The sequence below is a fragment of the Rhizobium sp. P1_C7 genome (genome assembly GCF_056406295.1).
The window spans coordinates 237,316-254,261 of sequence record NZ_JBFUAL010000002.1 but is presented as its reverse complement, the minus strand read 5'-3'; the positions used below and the strand labels follow the sequence as shown (position 1 = coordinate 254,261).

Sequence of the window (16,946 nt, the reverse complement as noted above, 5' to 3'; positions counted from 1 at the left end):
ATGTCGCCTTGGCCGGCAAGCGCTACTGCATCGGTCCATCCGGCGCAACGAATGCCCCGGCGCGCCATTGCAACAGTTGGTAAGGGTTGGTGGCGAGTTCATGGCCGGCATCGAATGCGATCCGGCCGATCACGGTGTCGAAGGGCATGCCGCCGAGGTGCTGGGCGACGGGTCTATCGTCAGCCGCAGCATCCTGCGCGGCCTTGGTGGCAATTTCGACGGCAGCATATGCCGGGAGCACATAGCCCTCCGGTTCGACACCGGCAGCGCGAAGGGCTGCCACAGCCGACGCCGCTTCGGCGAGTTCGGCGTATTCGGGCAACGTCACGGCAAGGGTACCGTCGGCAAGGGCGAGAGGTTGGTCGGCCGCACGCATGGCGTCTCCGCCAAGCAGATCGAGTTGGATCTTTTCGGCTTTGGCGTCGCGTACTATGATCGCGACATCGCTTCTGTCGCCGCCGACGAAGACTTTCGCTGCGCCGGCTTTTTTAAGGCGCCTGACAAGTGCGACCTGCTGTTCCTGACCGGGACGGTACGTATCGGTGAAGACAGGCTTCAGCCCGTTTTCCTCAAGCGCGTTGCGGATTGCCTCAGTCAATTCGCGACCGTGGATGGTGCCGTCCTCTACCAAGGCAATCGGCGCAGATGTCCATTCGCTCAGAATGACCTCACTGATCCTGTCAGCTTCCGCGCCGTCAGCTGGTGCCATCTGGAAAAGTGGCCATCCGTTCTTCACCGCATCCTCCATGAGAATGTGGGACCGCACAGATACAGTGATGGCTGGAATGTTGGCGTCCTTCAGCTTCGGAAGCGCGCCTTCGAGCGTTTCGCTGCAGAGGAAACCAATGGCGACTTGCACCTTCGCGGCTATGAGAGCATCCGCGATCGCTGCACCGCTGTTTTCGTCGCAGGTTTCTTTGATCGTGACGGTCGTATTGCCGTCCTGGGCAATCCTCGCCCCGGCACCCGCGGCGACCTGTGCGCCAAGAGGCGCGAAATTGCCATCTTGCGGGGAAACGACGCCGATCGTCATGCCGGCCGCATGGCATTCACCGGCTGCCAGAAGCAGCATCGGCAGAAGTCCTAAGCCAAGCGAGATATTCATAAACGATGCACGCCCCTGCAGTTTGTTCTGCTCTTTTATCCGTACGGTGTCGATCGTCAAAGAAAAACACATGAATTGGTGGGTTTTCGCGTGGTGTTTGTAGAAAAGGTAATCGATCACCGTCATATAGAGAGGAGATACGAGCCGGCGACGCCCGGGGGAGAATGCTTTTGCTAAACAGACAACCGATCGACCCGAGCCTTTACCGAAATGCGATGAGCCGCTTTGGCGGGCACGTTCAGCTCGTCACGACGGCAATCGGTGACCAGTTGCGTGGCGTTACCATCACCGCCGCATGCTCGGTATCGGACGATCCGGCGACGGTGCTCGTTTGCCTCAACAACAGCAACCCGAAGAACGATATCTTTTTTCGAAGCGGGATTTTCGCGCTGAATACCTTAGGCGCCCACCACCAGGCCTTGGCTGACGCCTTTTCCGGCCGCACCCAGCTCAGCAACGAAGACCGCTTTGCGACGGGCAAATTCGACAAGCTCGTGACCGGGGCACCCGTTCTCCACGACGCGCTTGCCTCCTTCGATTGCCGTGTGACGGAAATCAAGGAAATGACGACCCATCACATCATTTTCGGCGAAGTGGTGGCCGTGCGTTTTGATGAGGCAAAGCCGGCGCTTCTCTATATGAACCGCGACTATCACGCGCTATAACCTCCTGAAAAGGGAGGAAGTATGCCGGAGCAATTTCATCCGTCGCTGCCGTCGTCGATCGATCAGACGATCAGTATGCTCGGCGATCAGGATTATCTCGCGGGGCGGGCGCTGGCTACGGTGATCTTTCTCGCATTGAAAATGAAGCGTCCACTCTTTCTCGAGGGTGAGGCCGGTGTCGGGAAGACTGAAATCGCAAAAGTCCTCGCAAAGGCACTGGACCGGCCTTTGATCCGCCTGCAGTGTTACGAAGGGCTCGACATTGCCTCGGCAGTCTATGAGTGGAATTATCCGGCGCAGATGCTCGAGATCCGGCTGGCCGAAGCGTCTGGCCTTACGGATCGAGACCGGATAGAATCCGACATCTTCTCCGAGCGCTATCTCATTCGACGGCCCGTCCTTCAGGCGCTGTCCTCTACGCAGGGAAAGTCACCGGTCTTTCTGATCGATGAACTGGACCGGACGGACGAGGCATTCGAAGCCTATTTGCTGGAGGTCCTTTCCGACTTCCAAGTGACGATCCCCGAGCTCGGCACGATCAGGGCAGCCGAGCCGCCGATCGTCATCATTACGACGAATAGAACGCGTGAAGTGCACGACGCGTTGAAGCGGCGTTGTCTCTACCACTGGGTGGATTATCCAGACGCAGCTCAGGAGCTCGAGATCATCCGGCGGAAGGTGCCGGACTGCAGTGAGGCGCTCTCTGCCCAGATCGTTGCCTACGTTCAGAGACTTCGCACGCTCGACTTGTTTAAAAATCCGGGTGTCGCGGAAACCATCGACTGGGCAACGGCCCTGACTGAACTCGACCGGCTGGCGCTCGATCCGGAAACGATCTCGGATACGATCGGGACGCTTCTTAAATATCAAGACGACATTGCCAGAATTCAGGGCGGCGAAGGAGCGAAGGTGCTCGACGACGTGAAGGACGAATTGCGGGCGGCAGGTTAGTCATGCAAGCGGCAAGCGATCACGATGGCATCGTCATTACGCCTCAGCCGCAGGGCGACGGACGCTTTGCCGACAATATCGTGTTCTTTGGGCGAACGCTTAGAAGGGCCGGGCTGAAGATTGGCCCCGGTGCCATTGCCGACGCGATCGCCGCAGTCGGGATGATCGGCGTCGGGTCGCGAGAGGAATTTCACGCCGCGCTCCTTGCCGTATTTGTGAAACGCCACGAGGACAAGGCTGTTTTCGATGAAGCGTTCCGGCTGTTCTGGCGCTCGCGCAATCTCGTTGAAAAGATGATTGCGATGATGTCGCCCCGTGCGCCGGATACGCGTGAGAAGGAGAAGCCAAGACCCGGTGAAAGCAGGGCGAGCGATGCGCTTCTCGGCGAACGGCAGGACAGCCAGCCGCAGCGCGATGAACCGGACGTGGAAATCGACGCAAGCTTCACCATGTCGGGCAGCGAAGTCTTCCGCCGAATGGACTTTGCGCAAATGTCGGCGCTCGAGATTGCCGCGGCCAAGAAGGCGCTCGCTGGATTGCAGCTGCCGCTCGACAGGGTTCGCACCCGCCGCTTCAAGCTGTCGCATAGGCATGCCGACATCGATCCCCGCGCGACGATGCGGGCTGCAATGCGCAATGGCGGCTCGCTGATCCTGCCTCGCTATCGCGAGGTCCGGGAGATCCAGCCGCCGTTGGTCGTGCTCGCCGACATCTCGGGCTCCATGAGCCAGTACACGCGAATTTTCCTGCATTTCCTGCATGTGCTCACCGAGAGGAGGCGCCATGTCCATACCTTCCTTTTCGGGACGAGGCTGACCAACGTCAGTCGTCAGATGCGCCACAAGGACCCGGACGAGGCGATGGACGAATGCGCAGCCGCTGTCAAAGATTGGTCCGGCGGCACGCGAATCGGCGAGACACTTAAGGAATTCAATCACTTGTGGGCACGCCGGGTGCTGGGGCAGGGTGCCGTAGTGCTTTTGATCACTGACGGGCTGGAGCGCGAAGGAACGGATTTGCTTGCCATAGAGATGGACCGGCTGCACCGATCGTGTCGACGGCTCATCTGGCTCAACCCTCTGCTTCGCTTCGATGGGTTCGAGCCCCGGGCACGCGGAGTTCGTGCCATGCTACCCCATGTCGACGAATTTCGTCCGGTTCACAATCTGTCGTCACTCAGCGATCTCGCAGCGGCGCTCGGCGCAAAGCGATCCAGCGCGCATGATCCACGGCGGTATCTTGAAAAGCTGAAAGGTGGCCCATGACAGAAGATCTGTCTGCTCTCGATCCGCTGATGGTGGCGGAGGCATGGAAAAAAAGCGGGCGTGATGTAGCGATCGCTACTGTCATCGCGACCTGGGGTTCGGCGCCACGTCCCGTCGGAAGCCATCTGGCTATCGACCGATACGGCAACTTCGAAGGGTCTGTTTCGGGCGGATGCGTCGAAAGTGCGGTCATCACGGAAGCGCTGGACGTCATTGCAGATGGCAAGGGCAGGATGCTCGAGTTCGGCGTCGCGGATGAGACTGCATGGCGCGCCGGTCTTTCCTGCGGGGGACGGATCCGTGTGTATGTTGAAAGGCTTGACTGATGGATGTGGCCAACCTTGCACGCCTCAATGAAGCACGCAGGGACCGCAGAGCTGTGGCTTTGATTACCGATCTCGACAGCGGCGGCGCTACGATCGCGCTGGAGGGGGACGATCAGGGCATCGGCCTCAGACCCGCTGTTGAGGCCGCCTTTCGCTCCGGTAGATCTAATCTCGTTGAGGCGGCAGGGCGGACATATTTCATCAATGTCCATTTGCCGCCCGCCCATATTGTGATTATTGGCGCCGTTCATATCAGCCAGATTCTCGCCAAGATGGCAGCGCTTGCGGGCTTTGACGTACGGGTCATCGATCCGCGAACGGCTTTTGCGACGCCGGAACGTTTCGAAGGCGTGGACCTTACGGCCGATTGGCCTGTCGATGCACTTAAGGATCTGCCACTCGACCCCTATACGGCGCTTGTCGCTGTCACCCACGATCCGAAGATTGACGATTTTCCCGTCCTCGAGGCGTTACGGGTCGGCTGCTTTTACGTCGGTGCACTCGGCAGCCGCAAGACACATGCGGCACGGCTCGAGCGCCTCCTCAGCCGAGGCGCCGAGGAGGGTATACTCGAGAAGATACATGCCCCAATTGGCCTTGCCATAGGCGCGGCGAACCCGGCGGAGATCGCTGTCGCCATCCTTGCGGAAATCGTACAATCCCTGAGATCGCGTGATCTCTCGTCACCGAAAGGGGACTTGTGATGAAGTTCGGCGAGTTTCCTGTCGAGGATGCAGAGGATTTCGTGCTTGCCCACGCCGTGAAACTGCCCGATGGGACGCTTTCGAAGGGGCATCGTCTACGGCGTGCGGATATCGCCAGATTGCGGGCCGCCGCTGTGTCCAACGTGATCGCAGCTCGTCTCGACCCCGGCGACATCGGCGAGGACGAAGCTGCGCGGAGGCTGGCGAATGCCATTGTCCGCGATCATATGCGCTTCTCCGAGGCCGCGACTGGGCGCGTCAACGTCTATTCCACGACCGAAGGGCTTTTCGTCGCCAATCGGCGTGCCGTCGACCGGTTGAACAGGGTTGATAGCGGCATTACGCTTGCCTGTCTTGCCGACCATGTGCCGGTGAAGAAGGGCGACATGGTCGCGACAGTCAAGATCATTCCGCTCGCCGTGGCCGGCGACAAGATCGAGATCGCCTGCGAGGCGTTGCAAGCCGAGAGCGTTTTTCAGGTCAAGCCGTTTGCGGCGCATTCGGTCTGGTTGATCGCAACCGAACTCCCCTCGCTCAAGGCCGCGGTGATGGACAAGACTGCGCGTCTCCTCGCGCGGCGGCTTGCGGCGTCGGGCAGCAGTCTTGCGAGGGAGGCACGGGTTGCGCATCGCGTGGAGCCGGTCGCCGCGGCCATCCGCAATGCGGCCGATGCACCAGGGGCAGACCTGAAAATGGTTGTCGTCTTCGGTGCGTCTGCGGTGATCGATAAGGAGGATGTTATCCCCGCCGCCATTCGGCGGGCGGGCGGCGAGGTGATAAAGGTCGGCATGCCGGTCGATCCCGGAAACCTGCTCGTTCTCGGTCATGTTGGCGATATTCCCGTGATCGGCGCGCCAGGCTGCGCCCGCAGTCCCAAGGAAAATGGTTTCGATTGGGTGCTGGATCGCATTTTGGCTGGCGAGCAGCCCGACGCGCTCGATATCAGCGGTATGGGCGTCGGTGGCCTGCTCATGGAAATACAATCGCGCCCGCGCCTGCGCGATGCGGAAGACCATACGGGCGCGCCGGTAAAGATTGCTGCGCTAATCCTTGCTGCGGGCAGAGCGAGCCGGATGGGCGAGGGCGGTGCGCACAAGCTGCTTGCTGAGTTCGATGGCGTGCCGCTTGTCCGGCGCTGCGCGCTTGCCGCGATCGACAGCGGCGCTTCGACGGTGAGTGTCGTCACAGGGCATCGGCATTTGGAGATAGAAGCCGCTCTGTCCGGATTGGAACTGGCTGCCGTTCACAACCCGGATTTCGCGTCCGGCATCGCATCATCGCTGGCGGCCGGGTTCTCGTCGGAGGTGGCCAGACGGGCGGACGGGATACTGGTGATGCTGGCAGACATGCCGGGCGTGTCCACTGCCGATCTCAACGCCCTGATGGGCGCCTTCCGGCAGGCTCATGGCCAAGCCATCGTGCGTGCCGTTTCGCGCGGCAAGCGCGGCAATCCGGTCATTCTGCCACGGCAGCTATACGACGCAGTGATGCGGCTGGAGGGCGATGTCGGTGCACGCCATATCGTCGAAACAGCGGGATGGCCGGTTGTGGATGTTGACATTGGGGACAGCGCGCATCTGGATGTCGACACGCCGGAGGCGGTGATGGCAGCGGGCGGCATATTGAAGGAATAGACTATGGACGCGGCAGCAATAGAAGAGATGTTTCAAGGGCTGGGGCCGGTAACGATCAAGCGCATGTTCGGAGGCAAGGGGATCTATCATCTTGGCCGTATTGTCGCGCTGGAAGTCCGTGGCGAAATGTTGCTGAAGGCGGACGAGAAAAGCGCGCCGGAGTTTTCGGGCGCCGGTGCATCCCAGTGGTCCTATGACGGAAAGAAGGGCAATCCCGTGAAGATGCCCTATTGGTCGATACCAGAGGATGCCTATGACGATCCTGACGTCATGGCGAAATGGGTACGTCTTGCCTACGAAGCGGCGCTAAGAGCCGAATAGCGGTTTCTCAGGCGAACTTTTCGGCATCGAGATGCGCAATCGCGGCCTGCGCGAAAGCCGAGAGTGGCTGGGGCAGGTCTCTGCGCGTGAACCAGCCGAAGCTGGAAAGCTTGTCGGGTTCGGTAAGCTGCGGCTCGCCCTCAAAGTCTTTGGCAATGAACAGCAGCGAAATCCAGTGATGCCCGTCCGCTTCGCTGATGAGTTCGATCGGACCGAGCAGTTCGACACGAACGATTTCAAGGCCGGTTTCTTCCTCGGCCTCGCGCCGGGCGGCCTGTTCGGCCGGCTCCATGTGATCCACCTTGCCGCCCACGATGCTCCAGTGGCCGATTTCAGGCGCACGCATCCGCTTGTAGAGCAGGATCTTCTGATCACGCAAAATAACCAGGCCTACGCCGAGGCCCGGAAAATCAGTTCCTGGCTGACCCATAGCAGATCAGATCTTGGCGTTTGCCGTGATCAGCATGAAGGCGGGGATTTCGTCGCCGAAACCAACCGGGGTCGGGCCATCGTCGTGATCGCGGTAACGGCGGCGCTCGCGGTTGTCATCGTTTGCCGGGTACGGACGATTGTTGCGCGCGTTGTTGTGCGGCTTATTGTGGTCTGCTTTGCGCTCTTGCTTCACGCTTTCGGCCTTTACTGGTGCTGCTGCGGCTACTTCGATCGTCTCGACGTCATTATGCTCGACGGCGATATCAGATTTATGACCCGAGCGGCTCTTGCCCCGGCCACGGTCCTTATCCCGCTCACGACCCTTGCGGCGGGAGCGATCGTCATCGCGGCTGGGTTCAGCTGGCGGCAACGCGGAAAGATCGCCACTATGCCATTCGACCTTCTCGCCGATCAGCTTTTCAATCGCGTCGACATGTTTCTGGTCGTGGCGGGTGACGATGGTGAATGCAGCGCCGGAACGGCCTGCGCGGCCTGTACGGCCGATGCGATGCACATAATCCTCGGCGTGAATCGGCACATCGAAGTTGAAGACGTGGCTCACATCAGGAATGTCAAGACCACGGGCCGCAACGTCGGACGCCACCAGGAGTTGCAGCTGACCGTCGCGAAAACTCTGAAGCATCGTCGTGCGCGAACGCTGATCCATGTCGCCATGCAGAGCCCCGACGGAGAAGCCGTGGCGTTCCAGAGACCTGAACAGGTCGGCAACGTCCTTCTTGCGGTTGCAGAAGATGATAGCGTTCTTCAGTTCTTCCTGGGCGCGAACGAGATCGCGCAGGACGGCGCGCTTCTCATAGTCCTTGCCGTGGGAGGCAATAAAACGCTGGGTAATATTCGTGGCCGCAGAAGCCGGCTTGGCGACTTCGATGCGTTCGGGGTTCTGCAGGAATCGATCGGCCAGCTTCTGGATTTCAGGCGGCATCGTTGCCGAGAAGAACAGCGTTTGGCGCGTGAACGGGATCATCTTTGCGATGCGCTCGATATCGGGAATGAAACCCATGTCAAGCATACGGTCGGCTTCGTCGATGACGAGAATTTCGACACCGCTCATCAGAAGCTTGCCGCGTTCGAAATGATCAAGCAGGCGGCCTGGCGTGCAGATCAGAACATCGGCACCGCGCTCAAGCTTGCGATCCTGATCTTCAAACGACACGCCGCCGATCAGCAGCGCAACATTGAGACGGTGGTTCTTTCCGTATTTCTCGAAGTTCTCAGCGACCTGTGCGGCGAGTTCGCGCGTCGGCTCCAGGATCAGTGTGCGTGGCATGCGAGCACGGGCTCGGCCTTTTTCCAGAAGCGATAGCATCGGAAGCACAAACGAAGCGGTTTTGCCCGTTCCCGTCTGTGCGATGCCGCATATGTCGCGGCGCTGAAGCGCAAACGGAATCGCACCAGCCTGGATAGGGGTTGGCACCGTGTAGCCCGCGTCGGTGACAGCGGAAAGCACTTTTTGGCTCAGGCCAAGATCAGCAAATGTCGTCAAAGGGAAAACTGTTTCCGTTCCGGTTCGGCCGTACTCAGGTTGAGTCGGCGTGATTGCATGCCGCAATGCAGCGCGACATATGCCCAAATGGCCGTGAAGTCAAGGAATAGGCGGATTGCGGGTGATGTAGAGGTAAAGGCGTGGTTAGTACAATTAATTATATTTAAGGGTCACGCAGCAAATGACATCAGCAACTGCTCGCACGTCAAGAAGACCGCCAGCGCTTTCATCGAGCCTCACACTCTGGGTCCCACCCTTTGAACTCAGTTTCGGCCCTATTACCGTCATCCCATGTTCCTCGGAGAGAGAGAGAGAGAGAGAGAGAGAGAGAGAGAGAGAGAGAGAGAGACGAACTCCAATGGTGTCATCGGGGCTCCGCGGCTGCCCTCGTCGAAGAATGCCTGCATGCTGCCAGCCGGCGAAAACATGATCATCAGGCGTCCGGTTTCGCTAATATTGACAGGGCATTTGGTATCAGGAGCGGACCAAGCGACCGTGTCGCCTGGACTCAGGCAGCGACTGGTTTCCCCTATCCTGATTTCGAATTCGCCCTCCAGTAGGTTGAACCACTCGTCCTGTGTATGATGGAACGGGAGAGGCGGTCCTCCGCGAGTTCAGGGAACCCGTGGGTTTGCCATATCGGTCCCCAGCAAGGCACTGCAGGCACCTCAATCGGCATGGGTCCAACTCCTGTTGACTAGTAAGTGATGGCCACCGTCCCGCAAATCTAACCATGCCTAAAACCAAACATCGGCGACCACTCGCGCATCCGGCGGGAGGTCTTCAAAGCTGTGGAGGCCGTCGAAGCGTTGCAGTCGAATTTCAGCCACCTCTGTCGGTTCGGCAAGGCGAAGGTTCACCGCTATCCGCGTTCGGCCGCCGTCGTTTGGTATCAATCCGCGCCAGCTCACGAGATTGCCGCAGAGCCTGCAGAAATTGAAGGAAATCTTCTGCGAGCCACAGATGTAGGCGGTCAGGACACCGCGCTGATCCTCGACGCGGACATCATGGCCGTCGTATCCGTATGCCCAGAGCACGCCATAGCGGCGGCAAACCGTGCAGTTGCAGATCGTCGCATCCGGAATGGACCCTTGAAACTCCCAGTGCACCGCCCCGCAGTGGCAGGAGCCACGGGTTGTGTTGATTGCACTTTGCTTCATACGGACGGCTCTCCATCCCGCACCGGTTAGCTGACGTTGTCGCTACCGCAGTCGACACAGGCGCGATAGTTGCGATTGTGCCCAATCGCGCGCCAGGGCCCGGGTATCCGAAAGCCCCGACAACAGGCTACCTAACTCGCCGCCGATTTCAATATCAGCGTCAGCAATCCTGCATGCCCCGATATCGACAGATGCGGTGGCGAAAACTTCGCTCTCTATGGATGGCGTTTGAAAGAGTGCATCCGGGCCGGTCACGCAGCTCACCAGAGCCGTTGCCCTGATTGACGAGACGCCGTCTCCATTCGAGCAAACATCTGCTGACAATACCTTGAAGCTACGTGTATGATTTGGCCCCATCGGGAGTTGCTCACACAATTGGGCAGAAGCCATTGCGCGCGCAATACCGGGCCACTCCGGGCTTTCGGTCGCGGACTTGCAATTTGCCCAAGCGGGAGCCAGCGACATCGCGAAAAAACCAGCGGAAACACAGACCGCTTTGCGTAAAGTCTCGCCAAGATTCATATTCGACTCCCAGGTAGTCCGCCCCACCCAGGATAAAACCGTCAATTCCCGAGTTTTTTATGGCTACCTGAAGTTCCGCAAGGAAGGGCCGATGGCATTTTCGGCCAAGGCGGTCACTTAACGTAGCTTGCGAGTTTCGTGCCGGCACTCATGAAGTAGATGGGATCCACAGCGCGTCCATCCTGCCGCACTTCGTAGTGCAGATGTGTACCGGTGGAGCGCCCGGTGCTGCCGGCGAGCCCGATGATGCTAAGGCGGCCGACGGTGTCGCCGACCTTAACCAGCATCTGGGACATGTGGCCGTAGCGCGTCGAGATCCCGTTGCCGTGGTCAATCTCGACCATGTTGCCGTAGCCGCCGGTCCAGCCGGCAGCAGTGACTTTTCCGGGGGCTGTAGGGCGCACTTTCTCTCCCGGCGAAAACCGAAAGTCGATACCGGAGTGCAGGGCAAGACGCCCGAGGAAGGGGTCGCGCCGGTTTCCGAAGGGACTGGTGATTTCCTTTCCGACCCCCGGGCTCTGAAACGGAAGCGAGGATGCGGTACTACGGATCGCTTCGAGACGGGTGAGGGCGCTGTCAAGTTGCGTTAGCGACGTGTCGAAATCGTCATCGCTCTCTGGTTCGACGTATGGACCGCCGACCGCATTTTCATCACCGGCTTTGACGCCGACTGCCTCCGCCGGCACCGCAATGCGAAAGCGCGTCAGTATGCGCGTGATTGCCTCGGCGGTGTCGCTTGCATCATTGGTCAGCTGGGCTACCTGATCGCGCTGTCTCTGCTCGACACCCTTTAGCGACAACGTGACCTTTGAAAAAACGCGATCGGCCCTGTCGCCAATCGTTTCACGCGCGGGAACATAGGCAAGCGTCGTATTGTCAGGCGACGCGTCAGCAGGGTCGGCGCTCTTTGCAAGCTGGCTCTCTATGGCCTGCATGGCGCCGGAAAGTGCGGCTCGTTTGTCTTTCGCATCCGGTGCATAGGACTGAGCGGGCAGGTCTGTCTTCTCGTTCAGGCCGGAGTTCTCGGCTCGATCCAGCAGGGAGCCCAGCTTTCCGTGGCGCGACGTCAGCGCCATCTGTTGCTCCATCAGCTTGTCGACCTTATCCTCGACAACCTGCTGGTCGAGAAGCTGACGCGACGTTACGCGATCGACCTGCGCTCGCAACGCCGCAATCCGGTCCTCGTAATCGTGTTGCATGCGGGCTTGGCGAGCCATCGTCGCGCCGATGAGGTCGTCGCGCAGAACGAGATAGGACGTCGCGAGCAGATAGCCGATCGCCAATACGCCGACGAAACAAAAGGCGAGAGCAGCAATCCATGGCTTGATGGTAATATGACGGACTCGGTCGCCGCTTGCGAGGATCAGGATATGTTCCTGTTTTTGCTTGCCGAATACGCGGCTCTGCTGTGCGTGCGTCACGGAGAATCTCCCAATTGACGGCCTTGCCTCAATTGCCTTGATTACACACGGTTAAGGTTAATAAATACTTAGATTGGCTCTGCGGAAGCGCTCGGCTCACGCCTGGCTGGTGGAGGTGAGCGATCAATAGAATGAGGGTGTTAGCCCCGCTTCCGCACGAGCGATGTCGTTGAATGGTGGCTTCAGCGGACCGCGGAAATTGGCGCGCACAGTTTATGAAAAGTCCTGGCGCGATCGCGCTTTTCGCGGGCGCAGAGGAAGCGAAACCATTTGGCGCCAATCGCGACGTTTCCGTTTCGTCATTGTAGATCACGTCCAGCACCGCAGCGCTCTCAAGGTCTCAGGTCTCGCGCATCTTCGCCTGGAGCGACGGGGTTACGTCGAGGCCGCGCGCTTCGAGGATAAGCGGCACGACGGCTAGCCGAGCCGTCAGGTCGTTTCGGGTCGCATACGCCGCCTGCCACAGGCCGTCATGGGCCGGTAGGTCTCCGTAGTCGGCTCCTAGGGCGTTGAGGCGGCTGCGGACCATCTTGAAGTGCTTGGCTTCCTCATAGGCAACCTGCATCCACCCGTCGAAAAAATGAATTCGGCACGGGTTCTGTCGCAAATCTGGCGACAATATCGACAGCGTTCAATTCTATATGAGCGATCGCGTGGAGGAGAGCACTTCTACCCTTGAGCGTATGAGCGCTTCTACATTTGCATGGGCGGAGTGAGCTCCGGCTTCGCGGGCCGGCCGGGTCGCTCCGGCAATGCTGCGTCGAGCGGCGAACGCAACGAGAGCTTGCGGGCAAACCAGCGGATTGCCGTTTCCTGCGCAATGCGCTGTCTTCTGGTCGAGATCAATCGAACCTACGGCGTTGATCGCTCCGGCTCTAAGGGACGGAATCGGTGAAGCGGAGCTCATTTTGCGAGGTTCTGAACAGCAGTAAGAACAACCTCTGCGTGCCCTGGCACCTTCACCTTTTTCCAGATCGTGCCAATCGTGCCGTCAGCGCGGATCAGGAACGTCGTACGTTCGACACCCATGAAGCTGCGGCCGTACATGCTCTTCTGCTTCCAAACGCCGTAGGCTTCGAGCGTGGTCTTTTCCTCATCCGAGGCAAGCACGACCGACAGGCTGTGCTTTTTGATGAAGCGATCATGGCATTGAACGGAATCGGGCGACATGCCGATGACTGTCGTACCAGTCTTTCCGAACTCATCGGAAAGTGCCGTGAAGGCCAGCGATTCGGCTGTGCAGCCTGATGTGTCGTCTTTTGGGTAGAAGAACAGCACAAGTGGCCTACCGTGGAAATCTGCCAGTTTCACGCGGCCTCCGCCGTCACGGGGAAGATCGAAGTCAGGCGCGCTGGAACCGATGCCGATATCCGCCATGGTGAAACCTTTCTTTTGCCGGGTTTATGGATAACAGGTGATTTGCCAGATATATATCGGACCAATATGCGTCCAGCCAGTCTGGTCCAACCACAAGATACGGAGTCAGGCGAGGCGCATGTCGGCGATCCGCGGCGAGAAGATTACATTTCGCAAAAAAGATATGGTCGCCCTGCACGAGCTTCCCTCCGCGCAGGCAGAAGAGCCGATGATCGTGCATTGCCCGCCGGCGCGTTCTCACGCCCGACGAACGGCAAACTTTGCCGGCGGCTGCATCGGTATTCTGATTTTTATCTTTGCTGCCATCATCTTCACCGTCGAAAGCGGCATCTTCGATGAGCCGCTCTCAAGGCAGGCTCAGGCCGCCCTGAACTCGGCTATTGGCCCACGCTACCGAGCCGAAGTCGGCTCCACGGTTATCCGCTTCACCTCCAACCTGCGGCTCGCGCTCGAAGCCCGCAACGTCAACATGATCGACGAGAAAAGCGGCCAGCACCTGTCGACGACCGGTGCGATGCGGATGGCTCTCGACCCGCTGCAACTGTTGCGCGGGCGAATCGCGATCGCGCAGGTCGAGGCTGGGGATATCGCGCTCGACGCCGCGCTTCTGCCGTCGGGGAAGCCACTGAGGCTGGAGAATATGCGCATCGACGCAATTCCAGCGGCGATGGAATCAGCGTTCGATCAGCTTGACATGATCGACAGTTTCGTCGATCGCGGCGGAACGCGCTCAGTCAAACTGGAAGGTATCGATATCAAGCTTGCCGATACGCCCAACGGACCGTTGTCCATCCTGGTTGATAGCCTGACGTTTTCCAGGAGCGAGCAAAACGCGCTGCAACTCGACGGCGAGATCGCCATTAATGGCAAAAGGGCAACCTTAAGCGTCATCACAGACACGTCGGGTGGACGCACCTCCAAGCTGACGGGTCAGTTGACCAACGCTGATATGGCGCCGTTCACGATCAAACGCAACACGCTCGGACAGGTGCGGCAGGGTATCGACGGTTTCGCCAGCCTCATGATTTCGGCAGTTCGTAAAGGAGAGACTTCGAAACCCTCGCTTGCCGCTGCGATCGATCTCAAGCCGGGCAAACTTTACATGGATGGCGATGCGCAGGATCTGAGCGGTGGCCGGATCAATCTCGCATACGACTTTTCCAAGGAAACGCTCGAGATTGCTCGCTCGCAGGTTCAGTTTGGCGCTACCACCATTCCAATCAACGGCGCCATAATCGATCTGGATAAGATCGACGCCTCGGCCGGTAAAGGTTTCGGCATCGACCTTCTGATCAGCGGCGGCACAGCGGCGCCGTCCGGGTCGGGCGAGCAGCCGCTTGCCTTCGATATACAGTCCACCGGCAGGTATTTTGTCGCGTCCCGAGAACTTCAATTTGCCAACTTGACGGTGTCGAGCCCAGCGGGTTCGCTATACGGTTCGCTGCATGTCCGTTTCGGTGAGGTTTCGCCAGAAATCAGCTTTGTCGGTCAGTCGCAGCAATTGCAGACTACAGCCATAAAGCAGCTTTGGCCGTTCTGGATGGCGACCAAGGCGCGGGACTGGGTAGAGCGCAATCTGTTTGGCGGAACGGTGGCAGACGCTTCGATTTCCGTTTTCATTCCGTCCGGACTGCTGGACAAGGCCATTGGCAAGGGGCTGAAACTGGATGAGAAACAGATCCAGATTGCTTTCGATATTGCTGGCGCGCGCATGAATGTCAGCGGCGACATACCGCCGATCCGCGACACTAACGCGCATTTTGATCTTGCTGGCCCCAAGGCGACGATCTCGATCAATAGCGGCAAGTCGTTCTTCCCCTCGGGACGCTCGGTGGATATAGGGGAGGGAACCTTCGTTCTGCCCTCGACCTATGCCAAGCCGCTCATGGCCGAGATCAATCTGCCGATTTCAGGTGCTGCGGACGCCATCGGGGAGCTCCTGACCTACAAGCCAATCCAGGTTCTGCAGCGAGCCGGTTTCGTGCCTGAGGACCTGAAGGGCAAGATATCTGCAAATGTCCAGGCGCGCATCGGCTTGGTTTCCTCTCAAAATCCGCCTCCGGCCGAATGGAACGCGTCCCTGCAGTTGCACGATGTGGATGTCGCAAAGCCTATTTCTGGCAGGAAGATTACAAGCCTCGACGGCATCCTTACAGCAGATCCGAAACAAGTCACCCTTAGCGGCAAAGGCAATATCGATGGCATTCCTGCGAGTATCGAGCTTACTCAGCCGACGGACAAGTCGTCGGACGTGCAGCCGCAGCAGAAGATTACGGCGACGCTGAGCAACGACCAGCGGGAGAAGCTTCTTCCCGGCCTGTCCAGCATTATCGATGGCCCGATCAGCGTGGAACTCAATCGCCTCGACAAGGACCGGCAAGCCGTTTCGCTCGACCTTGCGAAAGCGCGGCTTGATCTGCCCTGGATCGGTTGGTCCAAGGGAAGCGGCATTGGTGCCAACGCGACGTTCGAGATTACCGGACCGGAAGATAATCAGCAGATCAGGAGCTTTGTCCTGAAGGGTGATGGATTTGGTGCCAATGGCGTGCTCTCGCTGAGCAAGGGGAACCTCCTCAAGGCGGATTTCGACAGCGTGAAACTGTCGTCACTCGATGACTTTGCCGTTTCTCTCAGGCGCAACAAGGGGAGCCTCGATATTTCCATTTCCGGCAGCAGCGCTGATGTGCGGCCGATCATTGCGAGAATGAAGTCCGGCAGCCGGCAAGACGACGGCGACGGCAAGAGCGACGCAGGCTTTTCCGTTCGTGCAAAACTCGACCGCGTCATCGGCTTCAACGACGAGAAGCTGCGAAATGTCGAGGCTGCCTATTCTGCTCAAGGCAGCCGTGTCCGATCGCTCAATCTGTCCGGTGTGACCGACGGGGGTGAAGCCGTTGTCGCACAGACCCAGGCCGGCGGCGTGATCAATGTGACCAGCGGCGACGCCGGCGCGGTTTCGCGGTTCGCCGATCTCTACCAGCATATGAGGGGTGGTCTCCTCAACATGGCCATCCGCCTCGGCGAAGGCGACGACTGGACCGGTTCGATCGATGTCCGGCGCTTCTCGCTCGTCAACGAGCAGCGTCTGCATTCGATCGTATCGACGCCGGTCGGCCAGGAGCAGCGGAGCCTCAACTCGGCGGTGAAGCGGACCATCGATACATCCGCGCAACGTTTCCAGCGAGGATTTGCCCGTATCGTCTCGCAGGGCGGCGTGGTCAGTGTCGAAAACGGCGTCGCACGCGGCGATCAGGTCGGCGCAGTCTTCCAGGGAGTCCTGAGAGACCCGCGCGGCAACATGGACATGACGGGAACGTTCATGCCGGCCTATGGTCTCAACCGTCTGTTTGCCGAGTTGCCTATCATCGGCATTATCCTCGGCAATGGTACGGACCGCGGACTGATCGGTATTACCTTCAAGCTGACGGGCAAGCTGGATGCGCCAAATCTGATCGTCAATCCGTTGTCGATCATCGCGCCAGGCGTTTTCCGAAATATCTTCGAATTTCAGTAGACACAAAAAGCCGGCACAGCGTCCGGCTTTTTGTGATTTCTATCG

Annotated in this window: 15 protein-coding genes and 1 pseudogene; 8 read left to right on the top strand and 8 right to left on the bottom strand. The window is 59.1% G+C overall.

Annotated elements, in window-relative coordinates; all coding sequences use genetic code 11:
* Positions 1-22 precede the first annotated feature (22 nt).
* Positions 23-1,105 (bottom strand): ABC transporter substrate-binding protein, encoded by a 1,083-nt coding sequence (locus tag AC1D2R_RS04365; protein ID WP_477965117.1) that lies wholly within the window; start codon positions 1,103-1,105, stop codon positions 23-25.
* A gap of 170 nt (positions 1,106-1,275) precedes the next feature.
* Here AC1D2R_RS04365 and AC1D2R_RS04360 point away from each other — a divergent pair, with 170 nt between their 5' ends.
* The 7 genes from AC1D2R_RS04360 to AC1D2R_RS04330 are packed head-to-tail and all read left to right on the top strand — an operon-like array spanning position 1,276 to position 6,971.
* Positions 1,276-1,770 (top strand): flavin reductase, encoded by a 495-nt coding sequence (locus AC1D2R_RS04360; protein WP_477965115.1) that lies wholly within the window; start codon positions 1,276-1,278, stop codon positions 1,768-1,770.
* 21 nt (positions 1,771-1,791) lie between these two features.
* On the top strand, positions 1,792-2,721 hold the full coding sequence (locus tag AC1D2R_RS04355; RefSeq protein ID WP_477965113.1) for an AAA family ATPase: 930 nt from the start codon (positions 1,792-1,794) through the stop codon (positions 2,719-2,721).
* Positions 2,722-2,723: 2 nt separating this feature from the next.
* A complete protein-coding gene (locus tag AC1D2R_RS04350; RefSeq protein WP_477965111.1) occupies positions 2,724-3,986 on the top strand; it encodes a vWA domain-containing protein in 1,263 nt (420 codons plus the stop codon).
* A complete protein-coding gene (locus tag AC1D2R_RS04345; protein ID WP_477965109.1) occupies positions 3,983-4,312 on the top strand; it encodes an XdhC family protein in 330 nt (109 codons plus the stop codon). Before AC1D2R_RS04350 ends, AC1D2R_RS04345 begins: the two co-directional genes overlap by 4 nt.
* Complete coding sequence (locus AC1D2R_RS04340; protein ID WP_477965107.1) at positions 4,312-5,016, top strand: XdhC family protein; 705 nt, start codon at positions 4,312-4,314, stop codon at positions 5,014-5,016. The genes AC1D2R_RS04345 and AC1D2R_RS04340 overlap by 1 nt, the downstream gene beginning before the upstream one ends.
* On the top strand, positions 5,016-6,650 hold the full coding sequence (locus AC1D2R_RS04335) for an NTP transferase domain-containing protein (RefSeq protein ID WP_477965105.1): 1,635 nt from the start codon (positions 5,016-5,018) through the stop codon (positions 6,648-6,650). Before AC1D2R_RS04340 ends, AC1D2R_RS04335 begins: the two co-directional genes overlap by 1 nt.
* Before the next feature lie 3 nt (positions 6,651-6,653).
* The gene (locus tag AC1D2R_RS04330; RefSeq protein WP_477965103.1) at positions 6,654-6,971 is read left to right on the top strand and encodes a TfoX/Sxy family protein; all 318 of its coding nucleotides are present in this window, start codon (positions 6,654-6,656) and stop codon (positions 6,969-6,971) included.
* Between the two features lie 7 nt (positions 6,972-6,978).
* Here the strand turns inward: AC1D2R_RS04330 and AC1D2R_RS04325 are convergent, their stop codons facing one another.
* The 7 genes and pseudogenes from AC1D2R_RS04325 to AC1D2R_RS04295 all read right to left on the bottom strand — a co-directional run bounded on the left by AC1D2R_RS04325 (position 6,979) and on the right by AC1D2R_RS04295 (position 13,387).
* Positions 6,979-7,401, bottom strand: a complete 423-nt coding sequence (locus AC1D2R_RS04325) for an NUDIX domain-containing protein (protein ID WP_477965101.1) — start codon at positions 7,399-7,401, stop codon at positions 6,979-6,981.
* A 6-nt stretch (positions 7,402-7,407) separates the two neighbouring features.
* Entirely contained in the window at positions 7,408-8,907 is a 1,500-nt protein-coding gene (locus AC1D2R_RS04320) for a DEAD/DEAH box helicase (RefSeq protein WP_477965099.1), read from the bottom strand.
* Between the two features lie 737 nt (positions 8,908-9,644).
* Positions 9,645-10,067, bottom strand: a complete 423-nt coding sequence (locus AC1D2R_RS04315) for a GFA family protein (protein ID WP_477965097.1) — start codon at positions 10,065-10,067, stop codon at positions 9,645-9,647.
* Positions 10,068-10,109: 42 nt separating this feature from the next.
* Positions 10,110-10,589, bottom strand: coding sequence for a hypothetical protein (locus AC1D2R_RS04310; protein ID WP_477965095.1), 480 nt, complete (start codon positions 10,587-10,589; stop codon positions 10,110-10,112).
* Between the two features lie 113 nt (positions 10,590-10,702).
* Positions 10,703-12,010 (bottom strand): M23 family metallopeptidase, encoded by a 1,308-nt coding sequence (locus tag AC1D2R_RS04305; RefSeq protein WP_477965093.1) that lies wholly within the window; start codon positions 12,008-12,010, stop codon positions 10,703-10,705.
* Between the two features lie 123 nt (positions 12,011-12,133).
* Positions 12,134-12,917 (bottom strand): annotated as a pseudogene (locus AC1D2R_RS04300) (ferritin-like domain-containing protein).
* The gene (locus AC1D2R_RS04295; protein WP_477965091.1) at positions 12,914-13,387 is read right to left on the bottom strand and encodes a peroxiredoxin; all 474 of its coding nucleotides are present in this window, start codon (positions 13,385-13,387) and stop codon (positions 12,914-12,916) included. The pseudogene AC1D2R_RS04300 and the gene AC1D2R_RS04295 overlap by 4 nt, the downstream one beginning before the upstream one ends.
* 118 nt (positions 13,388-13,505) lie before the next feature.
* Here AC1D2R_RS04295 and AC1D2R_RS04290 point away from each other — a divergent pair, with 118 nt between their 5' ends.
* Positions 13,506-16,901 (top strand): YhdP family protein, encoded by a 3,396-nt coding sequence (locus AC1D2R_RS04290; protein ID WP_477965089.1) that lies wholly within the window; start codon positions 13,506-13,508, stop codon positions 16,899-16,901.
* The last annotated feature ends 45 nt before the right edge of the window (positions 16,902-16,946 follow it).